We start from the raw sequence: 13650 nt of genomic DNA, 5'->3' as shown, positions 1-13650 counted from the left end.
TTGTCATTTCGATCCCGAAGCCTCGGGATCGAAATGACAAACTTTGAGTTTAAAAACAAACAAATATGAAATACATTACTTTAATTATTGCTTTCCTTCTTTTCTCTTGTGGAAAAAAAGAAGACGTTTTATTGCCAAAAGCAAATGTTTCAATTGTAAAAGACGTACAAGATCATTCACCAATTTACATTTTTTTTAAAACCGAAGGAAAAGATACGATCGCTGATTTAAATCGAAAAAGCAGTATTATTTCGACCAATTGGATTTTTAACATCGATAAGCGTTTGCCTTTGAAAATGGTAATTCCGCAGGTTATGAAAATGCAGGAAAAGAAAAGAGCAGACAGTGCCCACAAAAATGAAAATGCTGAAAATTATTATTCATACGCAGATTCAATCGGGAAGAATCTCGCTTTTCTGCCTTTTACGAAAGTGTATTATAAAATGGAAAAACCAAAGTTTGGAGTTGAAGTGTATTTCAAAAAAGATAACTCAATTTTAGTAGAGGGAATTTTGGTTAAAAGAGAAGAATTACAGAGTTATTTGAATCACATGATTCATGATAAGCCTCTTAAGTATATGTTTTGTTTTAATAAAAATATAAGCTACGACGCTTATATAAAAAACAAGATTTTTATCGGAACTTTAAAATTTCCAGTTCCTTTAATTAATTTGACTGATGAAGAATTCATCTTCTAAAACTTGAAACCTGAAACAAAGAAAACCTGAAACAAAAAATTATTGATGATGATAAGGTTCGTTGCGTAAAATCGTAAACCCACGGTACAATTGCTCGATAAAAAATAAACGAACCATTTGGTGTGAAAACGTCATCAGGGAAAGCGAAATTTTTCCTTGTGCTTTTTTATAAACCGTTTCCGAAAATCCGTAAGGACCGCCAATTACAAAAACTAGAGTTTTGATTCCGGAATTCATTTTCTTTTGTAATTCTTCAGAAAAACCAACACTGGAGAAGTTTTTTCCGTTTTCATCCAACAAAATCAACTGATCGGTTGGAGAAAGTTTTGACAGAATCAATTCGCCTTCTTTTTCTTTTTGTTGACTTTCAGATAAGTTTTTTACGTTTTTGATATCGGGAATAATTTCTAAATCAAATTTGATGTAAAACGACAAACGTTTGGTATAATCGTCAATCAAAGTTTGAAGCGATTTATTATCTGTTTTGCCAATGGCGATGAGCTTTATATTCATGTTTTTTTCTTTTGCCACTAATTGCACAAAGGGGTTAGCGCGAATTTAATTTTTATTTTTTAGCCACAGATTCAAAGGATTAAAAAAGGATTTTTTTTGAATTAATCTGTGAAAATCTTTTTAATCTGTGGCAAAAGAAATCTCTATTTTTTATTCTCAAAAACCGTTTCGAAATGTTCTACAATAGGAAACGGTTCGTAATAATGATGTAAAATTTTCTTCCATTCTAAATACGCTTCAGAAGTTCTGAAACCTATTGTATGATCTTCAAGCGTATTCCAATCGACTAATAAAAGATATTTGTTTTCTATTTCAAGACATTTTTCTAAACGATGTCCTAAATAACCATCAATTGACGAAATATATTGACTTGCTTTTGCAAAATCAACTTCAAACTGATTTGATAGTTCTGGTTTTATAAAAAGAAATGCGGCTTCAAGTATCATATTGAAATGAATTTTATCTGCCAGATCTGCTAAATCTGCGAGAGTATATTTTTTCCCGCAGATTTAGCAGATCTAACAGATTTATTATTTTATTAGTTTTTTGAGAACTTCGCTTCGAAAGCTTTAAAACGATTATCCAAATCTTTAGTCAATTGTTTTTTAACCGATTCATCTTGAATGAAACTATAATTGATACTGTTGTAAACGTATTTTTTAATCGTTTCGTAATTCACATCAGGATATCTTTTAGCTAACAAAACATATTGTTCTGTCATATTGCTTCTTAAAATTCCCGCGTCGTCTGTACTGATTACTATTGGCACATTGAATTCTTTGTAAAGTGTAAATGGATGTCTGTTTTCTTTTACTTTTAAAATAAACTCATTACTCGTTAAATTAATCTCGATTGGAATATTGTTTTTAGACATATATTTCAATAAATCATATGAATTTGCTTCGTAAGCAATATCAACTCCGTGACCAATTCTGTTTGCACCAGCGATATAAATTGCATCATTTATATGCCAAGTTAAATCTTCTGGCTGAACCAAACCTAAAGTCAATTCGCCTGCGTGAAGTGTATATTTTACGTCAGGAAATTTTGAATGACAATATTTAAACATCACCATGTGAAGCCAATAATCTTTCATAGAATTTTGTCCGTGTTCTGGAGAAACTATGTTTACACCCGCAGTCAGTTTGCTTTCGTTAGAAGAAATAAAAGCAATAACTAAGTTTTTAAACAAGTCTACAGGATCCATAAAACGCAGCACAAAATTTTGATAGCGCATTGTGAAACGCTCGTCATCGATCTTTAGATCTTTGTGAAGTTTTGCCAAGAAATTAGTATTGAAATCATCAGCATATTTTTTTGCTTCTTTTTTCTGAAGTGATTTATACAACTCATCTAAAAGTTTTAAAACTGCTTTTTCATCTTTTACATTTGCAGCAAGACGAAGTTTTGTATTGAAATCGTTTAGATCAGAAACATTCATATCGCACGGAATCGTTGATAATTGGGTTTCGATATAACTTACGTTTTCTGCTATGGCACGTTTTTTAAGTTCAAGCATTCCTTCTGCAAAATGACCTGTGATAGTAGGTTCAAATTTCATAAAAGAGTCAAAAAACTGATCATCAGAAGGTACAGAACCATTATAATCTTTAATTGACCAAGTCTGCATAATTTGCTGCTCGTAATAATCTAGTTTTCCTTTTTCTTTAAGAGAAGAGAAGTTTTCCCAGTTTCCTTTTGCAGGTTTGGTTTTTGAGACTTCCATGGTTTCTAGATTCAAATAAAAGTTTTCTGCAATTGCTCTTTCTAAAAGAGGTTCTGCATAAATTGATCCTGAAAAATGGTGGTGTAAATCGCCTCCTTTGGGCATTTGTTGAAAGAAAGCTGTTAAGAGAGCTTCATTATTTCTGATTTTTTCTAAATAACTTTCAGCTGTTTGAGAAAAGCCGATTTGTGCTATAAAAATACAGAAAAGCGTAATTATCCTTGTCATACTCTAAGTTTAAATTACGCGCAAATATACGAGTTTTCGGGGAGATTTGGAAAAAATGTTTTTAAAGAGGCAAAGGTTCAATGGTGCAAAGGGATAAAGTTTTAAAGAAATGGGTATTATAAAAAACACAAAAGACGCACAAAAGTGCGTCTCAGTATTAAAATTATTAGTTGTAAGAGAAACCTCTGAAGCTTTGTTTCTTTGCAACTCTGAACCTTTAAGTAAAAAGTACATCACGAATTTCTTCGACTTTATCAAAAACACTTTTTGCAAAGGGACAAAGCGGAATAATTTTTAAATTATTTGTTCTAGCATATTCTACAGCAGCCATAACTAGTTTTTTGCCAACTCCTTTTCCGTTAAAATCTGGGTTTACTTCAGTATGATCAATAATAAATTTTGAATCGCCTGCCCAAGTATAAGTCATTTTTCCAGCTTCTTTTCCGTCTTCTACAGCTTCAAAGTAGCCTCTTCTTGTATCGTTTATTTGTTGAATTTCCATGATGGTTATATTAAGGTGGTTTTAATTTCGATTGAGTTTGTTAATGTTTTGTGTATAGGACAGCTGTTTGCAATTGTCTCTAATCGTTGTCGTTGTTTTTCGTCGACTTCGCCTATAACTTCAATTTTTCTTGTAAATAGAGAAATGTTTTGATGATTGTCTCTTTCAAAATCTATTTTTACATTAATTTCAGAAACATCCCATTGTTTGCGATTAATGTACATTCGCAATGTTATTAAAGTGCAAGATGCTAATGCTGATGCCAAAAGTTCTGATGGACTAAAACCAAGATTTTTTCCTCCAACTTCTTGAGGTTCATCGGCGATTACAATATTTCCGCTGGATGATGTTATTTCGGTGCGATACAAACGAGTATCTATTTGTGCTGATATTGTTTTCATAATTTATTTGATTCTTGGTTCAGGTAATGGAACAAAATCTGTTTCACCGGGAACTTTTGGGAATGTTTGGTTTGTCCAATCTTGTTTGGCTTTTTCGATGAGGTTTTTATCTGAAGAAACAAAGTTCCAAAAGATAAAATGTTCTTCAGGAAATGGTTGTCCGCCAAAGATATAAACAGTTGAATTTTCGGCAATTTCAAACTCACAAAGTGTACTGTCGTTTGTAATTAAAATTTGTTTTGGATCGTAAATATGTTCGCCGCTTTTGATGCTTCCTTCGAGAATATATAAACCACTTTCGCCAAATAAATGACTTCCAATATTGATTTTTTTAGCTTCAGTACTTTTGATTTCAATAAAATAAAGCGGACTATAAACAGGAACTGGCGATTTTTTACCAAATGCTTCGCCGGCAATCAGTTTATACGAAACGCCGTCTTCTTCCCAAGCAGGAATATCATCTGCTTCAACATGTGTGAAATTTGGATCCATTTGTTCCAATTCTTTTGGAAGCGCTACCCAAATCTGTAATCCGTGGAGCATTTTGTCTGAATGTCTTAAATATTCTGGTGTTCTTTCAGAATGAACAATTCCTTTTCCAGCTGTCATCCAGTTTACGGCGCCTGGTTTTATTTCTAATTCGGTTCCTAAACTATCACGGTGCATAATGCTTCCTTCAAACAAGAATGTTAAAGTCGAAAGTCCAATATGCGGATGAGGAGGAACATCCATATTTTCATGATCACTTAAATGTGCAGGTCCCATATGGTCGATAAATACAAATGGACCAACAGCTCTTTTTTCACGGAAAGGCAGCAAACGACCTACCATAAAATTGCCAATATTGGCAGCACGTTCTTCTATAATTAAACTGATATTTGACATGTGGTATTTTTTATTTGATTTGAAAACAAAATTAAAGTAACGGAGCCTGTCTGTAACTTAATTTAGATTAAGAAAAGTTTGTTTTGAATTTTTAGAATTATAAAAATAAGAAAAAACGGTGGTTAAGTTTTAAAGAGAGGATTAAATTTAAGTTTAGAAAGTCCCAGAGGGACGAAATATTTATAGCAAAGAATAATATCACATTTCATAAAGTCCCAGCGGGGTGATAAATATGTCGCTCCTCTGGAGCTTTTTCTGTGGTAATGCGATATTTCGCTATAAATATTTTGCTCCGCCGGAGCATGAGAATTGGAATCTCGGCTTAATCAATCAATTCAAATTCTAGAACTTCACTTTCCGTTCCATTAATAATAATTGACAATTGATGAATCCCAGTATGAAAAACTCTCGTTGTAATCAATTTGAAAGATTGGTTTCTTTCAATTTTGGTTAATTGATTCGGAGGATAAACTTTCTCACTTATTTTAAATACTTTTTTAGCCAAGTGTCCTTTTGCTTTTTTATAATGAACGGCATATTCTAAACGAATCGTTTTTGGGTCTTCGTTTTTATTATTTAAATGAAAATGAAATTGCAGATAATCACCAATTTTTACAACTGGAGTTTTAACTTCAAATGATGAAAGTTCAATATTCGTGCTTTCTAAACCGTAATGGCTTAAAATTTCCGGATGACCTTGCTTTAATAATGTTCTACAGCCGTGTTTTATAATTCCATCAGTTTCTTTACTTTGATTTTTCCATCTTGAAGCGATTTCTAATACTATTTGCGGATTGTCTTTTGCGATATCATTTAAGTTATTAGCAACACTTCTTCTGACATATTCGGAAGGATCGTTTTTTAGGTTTTCTAAAATAGGCAGGATAGATGAAGGATCTTTTTTTAAGAACGGAATTGCCATTGCCCACGGTAATCTTGGGCGTGAACCTTCGCTGGCTAAACGACGCACGTGATGATTTTCATGCAATGACCATTTTGTCATTTCGTCAATCATTTGCTCTTTGTACTTTAAAATAAAAGGACGAACAGCAAATTCGCAGCTTATAAATTGAGTGATAGAAACAAAAGCTTTCGCTGAAGTTTTAAAATCGTCTAAACCGTACATTTCGATATAATCAGCAAAGAAGATAAAAGCCAGATTGCTGTCTGTGAAATTATTTTTCTTTAAATTTTCAATGATTTTGTCAATTAAAGTAACGGATTCCGGGAAATTTTTGGGCATAAATTCATGAAAAACAACTGTTGTGTGTTTCATTCTTTCTTTCCATTCCTTTTGAGCAAAATCTCCTTCGTAAATAGTTTCAATAAATTTTTGCTTGTCGAATTTTGGATGTACTTCGGCTGCAGCCTGACTAAATTTTTCGTAGAAAGAAACAGAATAGATATCTTTAATTAATCCCATAAGTTTTGTTTGCTTGAATTTCAAAGATATTTAATGTTCTTTGATTTTTCTATCATTAAAAATAGTAAGTTTCATTAAGAATCAAATCTCGGTCTTTCTGAATATCTTAATGGTTAAAAAAGAGATATTTAATGTTTTGTATAACTTTTCATGTTATAGTAATTTTCAAATCCATAAAATAAGTCATAATTTAGCATATTATAAAAAATATAAAAATGATAAGTGAAGCTCAATTTCAATCAGAATTAGAACTTTTGATTAGTAACGCCATTAGAGAAGATGTAGGATCAGGCGATTATAGTTCTCTTGCTTGTATTCCAGACACGGCTCATGGTCAAGCAAGATTATTAGTGAAAGATCAGGGAATTATTGCTGGTGTTGCGCTTGCGAAAATGATATTTGATTATGTTGATCCTAAATTAAAGGTAAAAACATTTATTGAGGATGGAACGCATGTAGAATATGGTGAGATTGTTTTTGAAGTTTCTGGAAGTTCTCAATCTATTTTGAAGGCAGAAAGAGTAGTTTTAAATACTATGCAGAGAATGTCTGCAATTGCAACAAAAACAAATCATTGCGTGCAGCTTTTAGAAGGAACGGGAGCTAAAATATTAGATACTCGCAAAACGACACCAAATTTTAGAGCTGCAGAAAAATGGGCGGTGAAAATTGGAGGAGGAGAAAATCATCGCTATGCTTTATACGATATGGTAATGTTGAAAGATAATCATATTGATTTTGCAGGAGGTATTACGCTTGCCATAAAAAAAACTAAGGATTATTTGAAAGAGAATAATCTAGATTTAAAAATTATTGTTGAGGCTAGAAATCTTGATGAAATTCGTGAAATTTTGTTGAGCGACGGTGTTCACAGAATTTTAATCGATAATTTTAATTATGAAGATACTAAAACTGCCGTAGCTTTAATTGGTTCAAAATGTCAGACAGAATCTTCAGGAAATATCAGCGAAAAAACAATTCGCGAATATGGACTTTGCGGTGTAGATTATATTTCGTCTGGAGCGTTAACTCATTCAGTTTACAATATGGATTTGAGTTTAAAAGCTTTTTAATTGAGTAAAGTGTTTTAAATTGTAATTTTTGTAATCTAAAATCCAACTCAACAATCTAAAAATCTAAAATAGTATGTCTCAAGAAATAGAAGATCGGATTGAAAAAGTTCCTGTAATACGTTCTATAGCCCGATTTTTTAAGAAAATAAAATTGCCTTGGCTGGAAGGTTTTTCGCTTTATGATTTGCTTGAAATGTATACCTTAGGAATTATTGAAGGTGCATTTTCTTATCATGCCAGTGCTGTTTCTTTCAGCTTTTTTATGGCTTTATTTCCTTTTGCATTATTTATTTTAAACTTGATTCCTTTTATTCCGATAGAAGGTTTTCAGGCCGATTTTTTGCAGTTTGTACAACAGGGAGTTCCTCCAAATACTTATGATGCTATTAGTAAAATTATCAGTGATATTTTAAATAATAGTCACTCGGGATTGTTATCGTCGGGATTTTTGCTTTCGATTTTTTTAATGGCGAATGGTATTAACGGAATTCTAAGCGGTTTTGAATCTTCTAAGCATGTTTTTGATAAGCGTGGTTTTTTAAAGCAATATTTGGTAGCATTAGCTATTTCGCTTGTTATGACTATTATATTGTTTGTAACGGTGGCTACGATCGTTGTTTTTGAGGTTTTTATTCAAAAAACAATTATTCAGGATGTTTTGAGTGACCGTATTCCGTTGATTATTTTAGGTCGATATTTGTTTATTATACTGATGATTTTGATAACATCTTCAATATTATTGCGTTATGGTACAAAGCAGTATAATAAAGTGCCTTTTATAAGTATTGGATCGGTTTTTACAACAATCTTAATTGTTATATCTTCGTTCTTTTTTGGGATTTGGGTTATAAAATTCTCAAAATATAACGAACTTTATGGTTCAATTGGAACATTATTAATTCTAATGTTTTACATTTGGATAAACTGTATGATTCTGCTTTTGGGTTTTGAATTGAATGCCTCAATCAGAAAATTAAAACAAAAAAAAAATAAATAGGTATGAAAAATTGGATTTTAACAATTGGTGTTTTTTTCTTCGCATTAAGTACAATGCAATCTCAAAGTGTTATCGGAAAATGGAAAACTATTGACGATGAAACGGGTGAGGCAAAATCTGTAGTAGAGGTTTATGAAAAATCTGGAAAAATTTACGGTAAAGTAGTTGAAATTCTTCGTGCTGATCATAAAAAGGATGTTTGTACTAAATGTGACGGTGCTGAGAAAAATAAACCTATTTTAGGAATGGTTATTATGAATGGTCTTAAAAAAGATGGTTCTGAATATAATGGAGGAACTATTTTAGATCCTACAAATGGTAAAAAATACAAATGTTATATTTCATTAGAATCTGCAGATAAATTAAAACTTCGCGGTTATGTTGGAATTTCTTTAATGGGAAGAACGCAATACTGGACACGAGTGAAAAATTAATTTTAAAAATATGCGAAAATTAGCTTCGATAATTTTATTCTTAGTCTTAGCTTCAAATAGTTTTGGACAATCTAAGAATTCGCCATTACAAATAAGTCATCTTACGGGTGACTTTTATGTTTATAAAACATTTCATGATTATAAAGGAACAAAGATTTCTGCCAATGCTTTGTATTTGGTTACCAGTAAAGGTGTAGTTTTGTTTGATGCGCCTTGGGATAAATCACAGTTTCAGCCTTTATTAGATACAATAAAAGCAAGACATAATAAAAAGGTTATAATGCATTTTGCAACGCATTCTCATGAAGATCGTGCTGGAGGACTGGACTTTTACAGAAAGAAAGGTATTAAGACGTATACAATTAAATTAACAGATGAGATTCTTAAAAAGAACGGCGAAGGCAGGGCAGAATTTATAATTCCGAATGATACGACATTTACCGTCGGTCAGCATACTTTTGAGGTTTATTATCCAGGAAAAGGTCATGCGTCTGATAATGTTGTGGTATGGTTTAATAAAGAAAAAATACTTTACGGTGGTTGTTTTGTAAAAAGTATATCTGCTGTTGATCTTGGTTATTTAGGTGATGCGGACGTAAAGGAATGGCAGAAATCGATGCATAAAGTGCAAGCAAAATTCAAGAAGCCAGTATATGTTATTCCAGGTCATGACAATGGAACTAATGTAGAATCTCTAAATCATACGTTGAAATTGGTTAATGATTATTTAGCTAAATCTTCGGGAAAATAATAAGTTTCCAAATCATATAAAATTAGTGCATGTTTTTTATCGAAGTTGTTTTACCGCTTTCTTTAGCTAAAACTTTTACATATCGCGTTTCTGAAGCTGAATATCATTTTATAAAAAAGGGTATGCGGGTGGCAGTGCCATTTGGTAAAAGTAAAATTTATACGGCGTTGGTGATCGATATACACGAAAACGCACCGACATTATATGAGGCAAAAGAAATTCATCAGATTTTAGATGAAAAACCAATTGCGACCGAAACACAGATTAAACATTGGCTTTGGGTTGCCAATTATTATATGTGTGGTATTGGTGATGTTTATCGCGGTGCTTTTCCAACTGGATTATTATTGGAAAGTGAAACTATTGTTTCGCATAAACCAGAAGTTGTCGTAAATGATTCAGAACTTTCCGATGATGAGTTTTTAGTTTATGAAGCATTGCAGCATCAAAGTTCGCTTAAAGTTCAGGAGATTGTTTCGATTTTAAACAGGAAAAATATCCTGCCAATTCTTCAAAAATTAATTGCAAAGGATATTATTGTTTTAGAGGAAGAAATTAAAGAAAGCTACAAGCCAAAACTGATTCGTTATGTAAAATTACATTCGCAATATGAATCTGATAATGGTTTAGGAGAACTGCTCGAGGTATTGAAAAGTGCTAATAAACAAAAAGAAATTGTGCTGGCTTATTTTCAGATAAGCGCTTCAGAAAAGAAACCGATTACGGTAAAGAAATTGATTGAAGTTTCAAATTCTACTTCAGCTGTTGTAAAAGCTTTAATCGAGAAAGAAATTTTTGAAGAGTATTATTTACAGCACGATCGTGTTTCATTTAATGGAGAGAAATCAGAAAAAGAACTTCTATTAAGCGAGGCTCAGGAAAATGCTTTTACTGCAATAAAAAATAGTTTTTTAGAAAAAGAAGTTTGTCTTCTCCATGGTGTTACATCAAGTGGAAAGACGGAAATTTATATTAAACTGATAGAAGAATATTTAGAAACGGGCAAACAAATTTTATATCTGCTGCCAGAAATTGCGCTTACAACACAGTTAGTTTCTCGATTGAGACTTCATTTTGGAGATAAAGTTGCCGTTTTTCATTCAAAATACAGCAATAACGAACGAGTTGAGGTTTGGAAACAAACACTAGAAAACTCTGAAAAAGCACAGATTGTAATAGGAGCGAGGTCTGCCTTGTTTCTGCCTTTTAATAGTTTGGGTTTGCTGATTGTTGATGAAGAACATGAGCAAACTTTTAAGCAAACCGATCCTGCACCAAGATATCATGCGCGTGACTCTGCAATTGTTTTGGCAAATTTTCATAATGCCAAAGTATTATTAGGTTCTGCGACCCCAAGTATCGAAACATATTTTAATACTCAAACAGATAAATATGGTTTAGTAACTTTAACTGAGCGTTATAAAAATGTTCGAATGCCTGAGGTAGTTTTAGTTGATTTAAAAGACAAACATTTCAGGAAAAGAATGACAGGGCATTTTAGTGATATTTTAATTGAAGAAATTACGGAAGCTTTGTCTTTGGGCGAACAAGTAATTTTGTTTCAAAACAGAAGAGGTTATTCTCCTGTAATAGAATGTATGACTTGTGGTCATGTCCCGCATTGCCAGCAATGTGATGTAAGCTTGACATTTCATAAATTTAAAAATCAATTGCGTTGTCATTATTGTGGTTATTCAATTGCAAAGCCAACACATTGTCATAGTTGTTCGAGTATAGATTTGACGACTAAAGGTTTTGGGACGGAGCAAATCGAACAGGAATTGGTTTCTCTTTTTCCAAAAGCTAAAACGGCTAGAATGGATCAGGATACAACACGAGGTAAATTTGGTTTTGAAAAAATTATTGATACGTTCAAGAATAGAGAAGTAGATATTTTGGTAGGAACGCAAATGCTTGCTAAAGGACTTGATTTTGATAATGTGAGCTTGGTTGGAATTATGAATGCAGATAACATGCTGCATCATCCAGATTTTAGAGCTTTTGAACGCAGTTTTCAAATGATGATACAAGTTGCAGGAAGAGCAGGACGATCTGAAAAACAAGGTAAAGTTGTGATCCAAACTTATAATCCAAATCACAATACAATTCAACAAGTTACAAACCATAATTATATAGGTATGTATAAGGAGCAATTGTATGATAGAATGATTTATAAATATCCGCCTTATTTCAGGATTATTAAACTTACTTTAAAACACCGTGAGTTTGATAAATTAAAGGAAGGTTCTATGTGGTTGTATCAGGTTTTAAGTCAAAACTTAAAAATGCCGGTTTTGGGTCCTGAAGAACCTGCGATAAATAGGATACGAAATGAGTATATTAGAACTATTTTAATTAAAATTCCACAGGAAATTCCATTAGGGAGTACAAAAAAAACTATTCAAAAAATATTGAATAGTTTTGAGGCTGTTGCTCAGTACAGAGCTGTAAAGGTTGTTATTAATGTTGATTTTTATTAAAAATCAAGATGTTGACAATGCTTTTACTAAGTCTTCTTTTTTGTTGCGGCTAAGTGGGATTTTGGTAATACCGATTTCGGCAAACTTGCTGTTAAAGCGTTCTACTTTATCTATATTGATGATGTACGATTTGTGCACACGAATAAATTTATCTTTTGATAAATCATTTTCAAAGGATTTCATAGTCGAAAGTACCAGATTACTGTCGTCCTCAGTAACAACTCTTACGTAATCTCCAAAAGCTTCAATCCATTTGATTTTTGCTGTGAAGATTTTAAGTTTTTTAAGGTTGCTTTTAATGAAGATATGTTCGCCTTCTTCTTCTTTTACTTCTTTTTTAAGTAAATGCATGTCTATAGCTCTTTTTACAGAAGCATTAAAACGGTCCACCGCAATAGGTTTTTGCAAATAATCGGTAGCATCATAATCAAAAGCTTTTAAAGCGTATTCGGCTTTAGAAGTAATGAATATGATCTGCGGTTTAGACTTTAATCCATCAAGGAAGTCAAAGCCATTTATAACTGGCATTTCTATATCAAGAAATATTAGGTCGATATTATTTAAAGAGATACAACTTTTCGCTTCAATTGCATTAGAAAAATCACCGATTAAATGCAAACCTGGGTGATTATTGACTAATTTTGCAATAATTGTCCTCTGTATAGAACTATCATCTACAACAACACAGTTTAGTTTCATAACAATAAATTTAGAATAAATTCAGGATAGCAATAGTAAATGTATTATTTTTTTGTAAAAAAAACTAAAGTTAAGCTCTGTTTTTTACATTACAACGAATAAAAGTAAAAAAGTGTTGTATATTTAAAAATTATGGTTACTTTTGCACCCAATTTTAACAAATAAATATTGTATTTATGAATCATTATGAAACTGTTTTCATTTTAAATCCCGTTTTATCTGAGGTTCAGGTGAAGGAAACAGTAACGAAATTTGAAGAATTTCTTACTAGTAGAGGAGCTGAAATGGTATCGAAAGAGGATTGGGGTCTGAAAAAAATGGCTTACGAAATCCAAAACAAAAAAAGTGGTTTTTACCATTTATTCGAATTCAAAGTAGCTGGAGAAGTTCTAATTGCTTTTGAAACTGAATTCAGACGTGACGAAAGAGTTATGCGTTTCTTAACTGTAAGTTTAGACAAACATGCTATTTCATGGGCGGAAAGAAGAAGAGCAAAATTAAAATCTACTAAAGCGTAATTATTATGTCTACAATCGAGCAATCTGCAAAAGGAAAAAAAGACGGAGATATCAGATATTTAACGCCTTTAAACATTGAAACAAACAAAACTAAAAAGTATTGTCGTTTCAAAAAATCAGGAATCAAATACATCGATTATAAAGATGCTGATTTCTTATTGAAATTCGTAAATGAGCAAGGAAAAATTCTTCCTCGTCGTTTAACTGGAACTTCATTAAAATACCAAAGAAAAGTTTCTGTAGCTGTAAAAAGAGCTCGTCACTTAGCTTTAATGCCATACGTGGCCGATTTATTAAAATAATTAAAAACTCTAGTCGCTGG

Annotated in this window: 16 protein-coding genes; 8 read left to right on the top strand and 8 right to left on the bottom strand. The window is 32.1% G+C overall.

From position 1 onward, the window contains the following. The first annotated feature begins 65 nt into the window (after positions 1-65). A complete protein-coding gene (locus B0A81_RS11005; protein ID WP_089058086.1) occupies positions 66-698 on the top strand; it encodes a hypothetical protein in 633 nt (210 codons plus the stop codon). A 39-nt stretch (positions 699-737) separates the two neighbouring features. Here the strand turns inward: B0A81_RS11005 and rlmH are convergent, their stop codons facing one another. From rlmH to B0A81_RS10970, 7 genes are all read right to left on the bottom strand, one after another. Continuing rightward, on the bottom strand, positions 738-1211 hold the full coding sequence (rlmH, locus tag B0A81_RS11000) for a 23S rRNA (pseudouridine(1915)-N(3))-methyltransferase RlmH (RefSeq protein ID WP_089058085.1): 474 nt from the start codon (positions 1209-1211) through the stop codon (positions 738-740). Positions 1212-1354: 143 nt separating this feature from the next. After that, entirely contained in the window at positions 1355-1657 is a 303-nt protein-coding gene (locus B0A81_RS10995; protein ID WP_089058084.1) for an antibiotic biosynthesis monooxygenase family protein, read from the bottom strand. Between the two features lie 92 nt (positions 1658-1749). Then, on the bottom strand, positions 1750-3165 hold the full coding sequence (locus B0A81_RS10990) for an amidohydrolase family protein (protein WP_089058083.1): 1416 nt from the start codon (positions 3163-3165) through the stop codon (positions 1750-1752). 217 nt (positions 3166-3382) lie between these two features. Then, entirely contained in the window at positions 3383-3667 is a 285-nt protein-coding gene (locus B0A81_RS10985) for a GNAT family N-acetyltransferase (RefSeq protein WP_089058082.1), read from the bottom strand. Between the two features lie 5 nt (positions 3668-3672). After that, positions 3673-4068, bottom strand: a complete 396-nt coding sequence (locus B0A81_RS10980) for an OsmC family protein (RefSeq protein ID WP_089058081.1) — start codon at positions 4066-4068, stop codon at positions 3673-3675. Positions 4069-4071: 3 nt separating this feature from the next. Continuing rightward, positions 4072-4953, bottom strand: a complete 882-nt coding sequence (locus B0A81_RS10975) for a pirin family protein (protein ID WP_089058080.1) — start codon at positions 4951-4953, stop codon at positions 4072-4074. Between the two features lie 322 nt (positions 4954-5275). Beyond that, entirely contained in the window at positions 5276-6376 is a 1101-nt protein-coding gene (locus B0A81_RS10970) for a DNA alkylation repair protein (RefSeq protein WP_089058079.1), read from the bottom strand. Between the two features lie 215 nt (positions 6377-6591). On the opposite strand from B0A81_RS10970, the gene nadC reads away from it, so the two are divergent. The 5 genes from nadC to priA all read left to right on the top strand — a co-directional run bounded on the left by nadC (position 6592) and on the right by priA (position 12111). Continuing rightward, positions 6592-7449 (top strand): carboxylating nicotinate-nucleotide diphosphorylase, encoded by an 858-nt coding sequence (gene nadC / locus B0A81_RS10965; RefSeq protein WP_089058078.1) that lies wholly within the window; start codon positions 6592-6594, stop codon positions 7447-7449. Positions 7450-7522: 73 nt separating this feature from the next. Continuing rightward, positions 7523-8446 (top strand): YihY/virulence factor BrkB family protein, encoded by a 924-nt coding sequence (locus tag B0A81_RS10960; protein ID WP_089058077.1) that lies wholly within the window; start codon positions 7523-7525, stop codon positions 8444-8446. 2 nt (positions 8447-8448) lie between these two features. After that, positions 8449-8880, top strand: coding sequence for a DUF2147 domain-containing protein (locus B0A81_RS10955; protein WP_089058076.1), 432 nt, complete (start codon positions 8449-8451; stop codon positions 8878-8880). A 10-nt stretch (positions 8881-8890) separates the two neighbouring features. Further along, positions 8891-9631 (top strand): subclass B1 metallo-beta-lactamase, encoded by a 741-nt coding sequence (gene bla-B1-FLAV / locus B0A81_RS10950; RefSeq protein ID WP_089058075.1) that lies wholly within the window; start codon positions 8891-8893, stop codon positions 9629-9631. A 29-nt stretch (positions 9632-9660) separates the two neighbouring features. Further along, positions 9661-12111 (top strand): replication restart helicase PriA, encoded by a 2451-nt coding sequence (priA, locus tag B0A81_RS10945; RefSeq protein ID WP_089058074.1) that lies wholly within the window; start codon positions 9661-9663, stop codon positions 12109-12111. A 3-nt stretch (positions 12112-12114) separates the two neighbouring features. On the opposite strand, the gene B0A81_RS10940 is transcribed toward priA, so the two are convergent. Further along, a complete protein-coding gene (locus tag B0A81_RS10940; protein WP_071637338.1) occupies positions 12115-12810 on the bottom strand; it encodes a LytR/AlgR family response regulator transcription factor in 696 nt (231 codons plus the stop codon). A 176-nt stretch (positions 12811-12986) separates the two neighbouring features. Here B0A81_RS10940 and rpsF point away from each other — a divergent pair, with 176 nt between their 5' ends. Both rpsF and rpsR read left to right on the top strand, forming a co-directional pair. Then, entirely contained in the window at positions 12987-13328 is a 342-nt protein-coding gene (rpsF, locus tag B0A81_RS10935) for a 30S ribosomal protein S6 (protein WP_007810575.1), read from the top strand. A 5-nt stretch (positions 13329-13333) separates the two neighbouring features. Beyond that, a complete protein-coding gene (gene rpsR, locus B0A81_RS10930; protein WP_002987043.1) occupies positions 13334-13630 on the top strand; it encodes a 30S ribosomal protein S18 in 297 nt (98 codons plus the stop codon). Positions 13631-13650: the final 20 nt, after the last annotated feature.

It is taken from the genome of Flavobacterium plurextorum (assembly GCF_002217395.1).
GTDB lineage: Bacteria > Bacteroidota > Bacteroidia > Flavobacteriales > Flavobacteriaceae > Flavobacterium > Flavobacterium plurextorum.
This window is presented reverse-complemented; position numbering and strand designations above follow the sequence as displayed.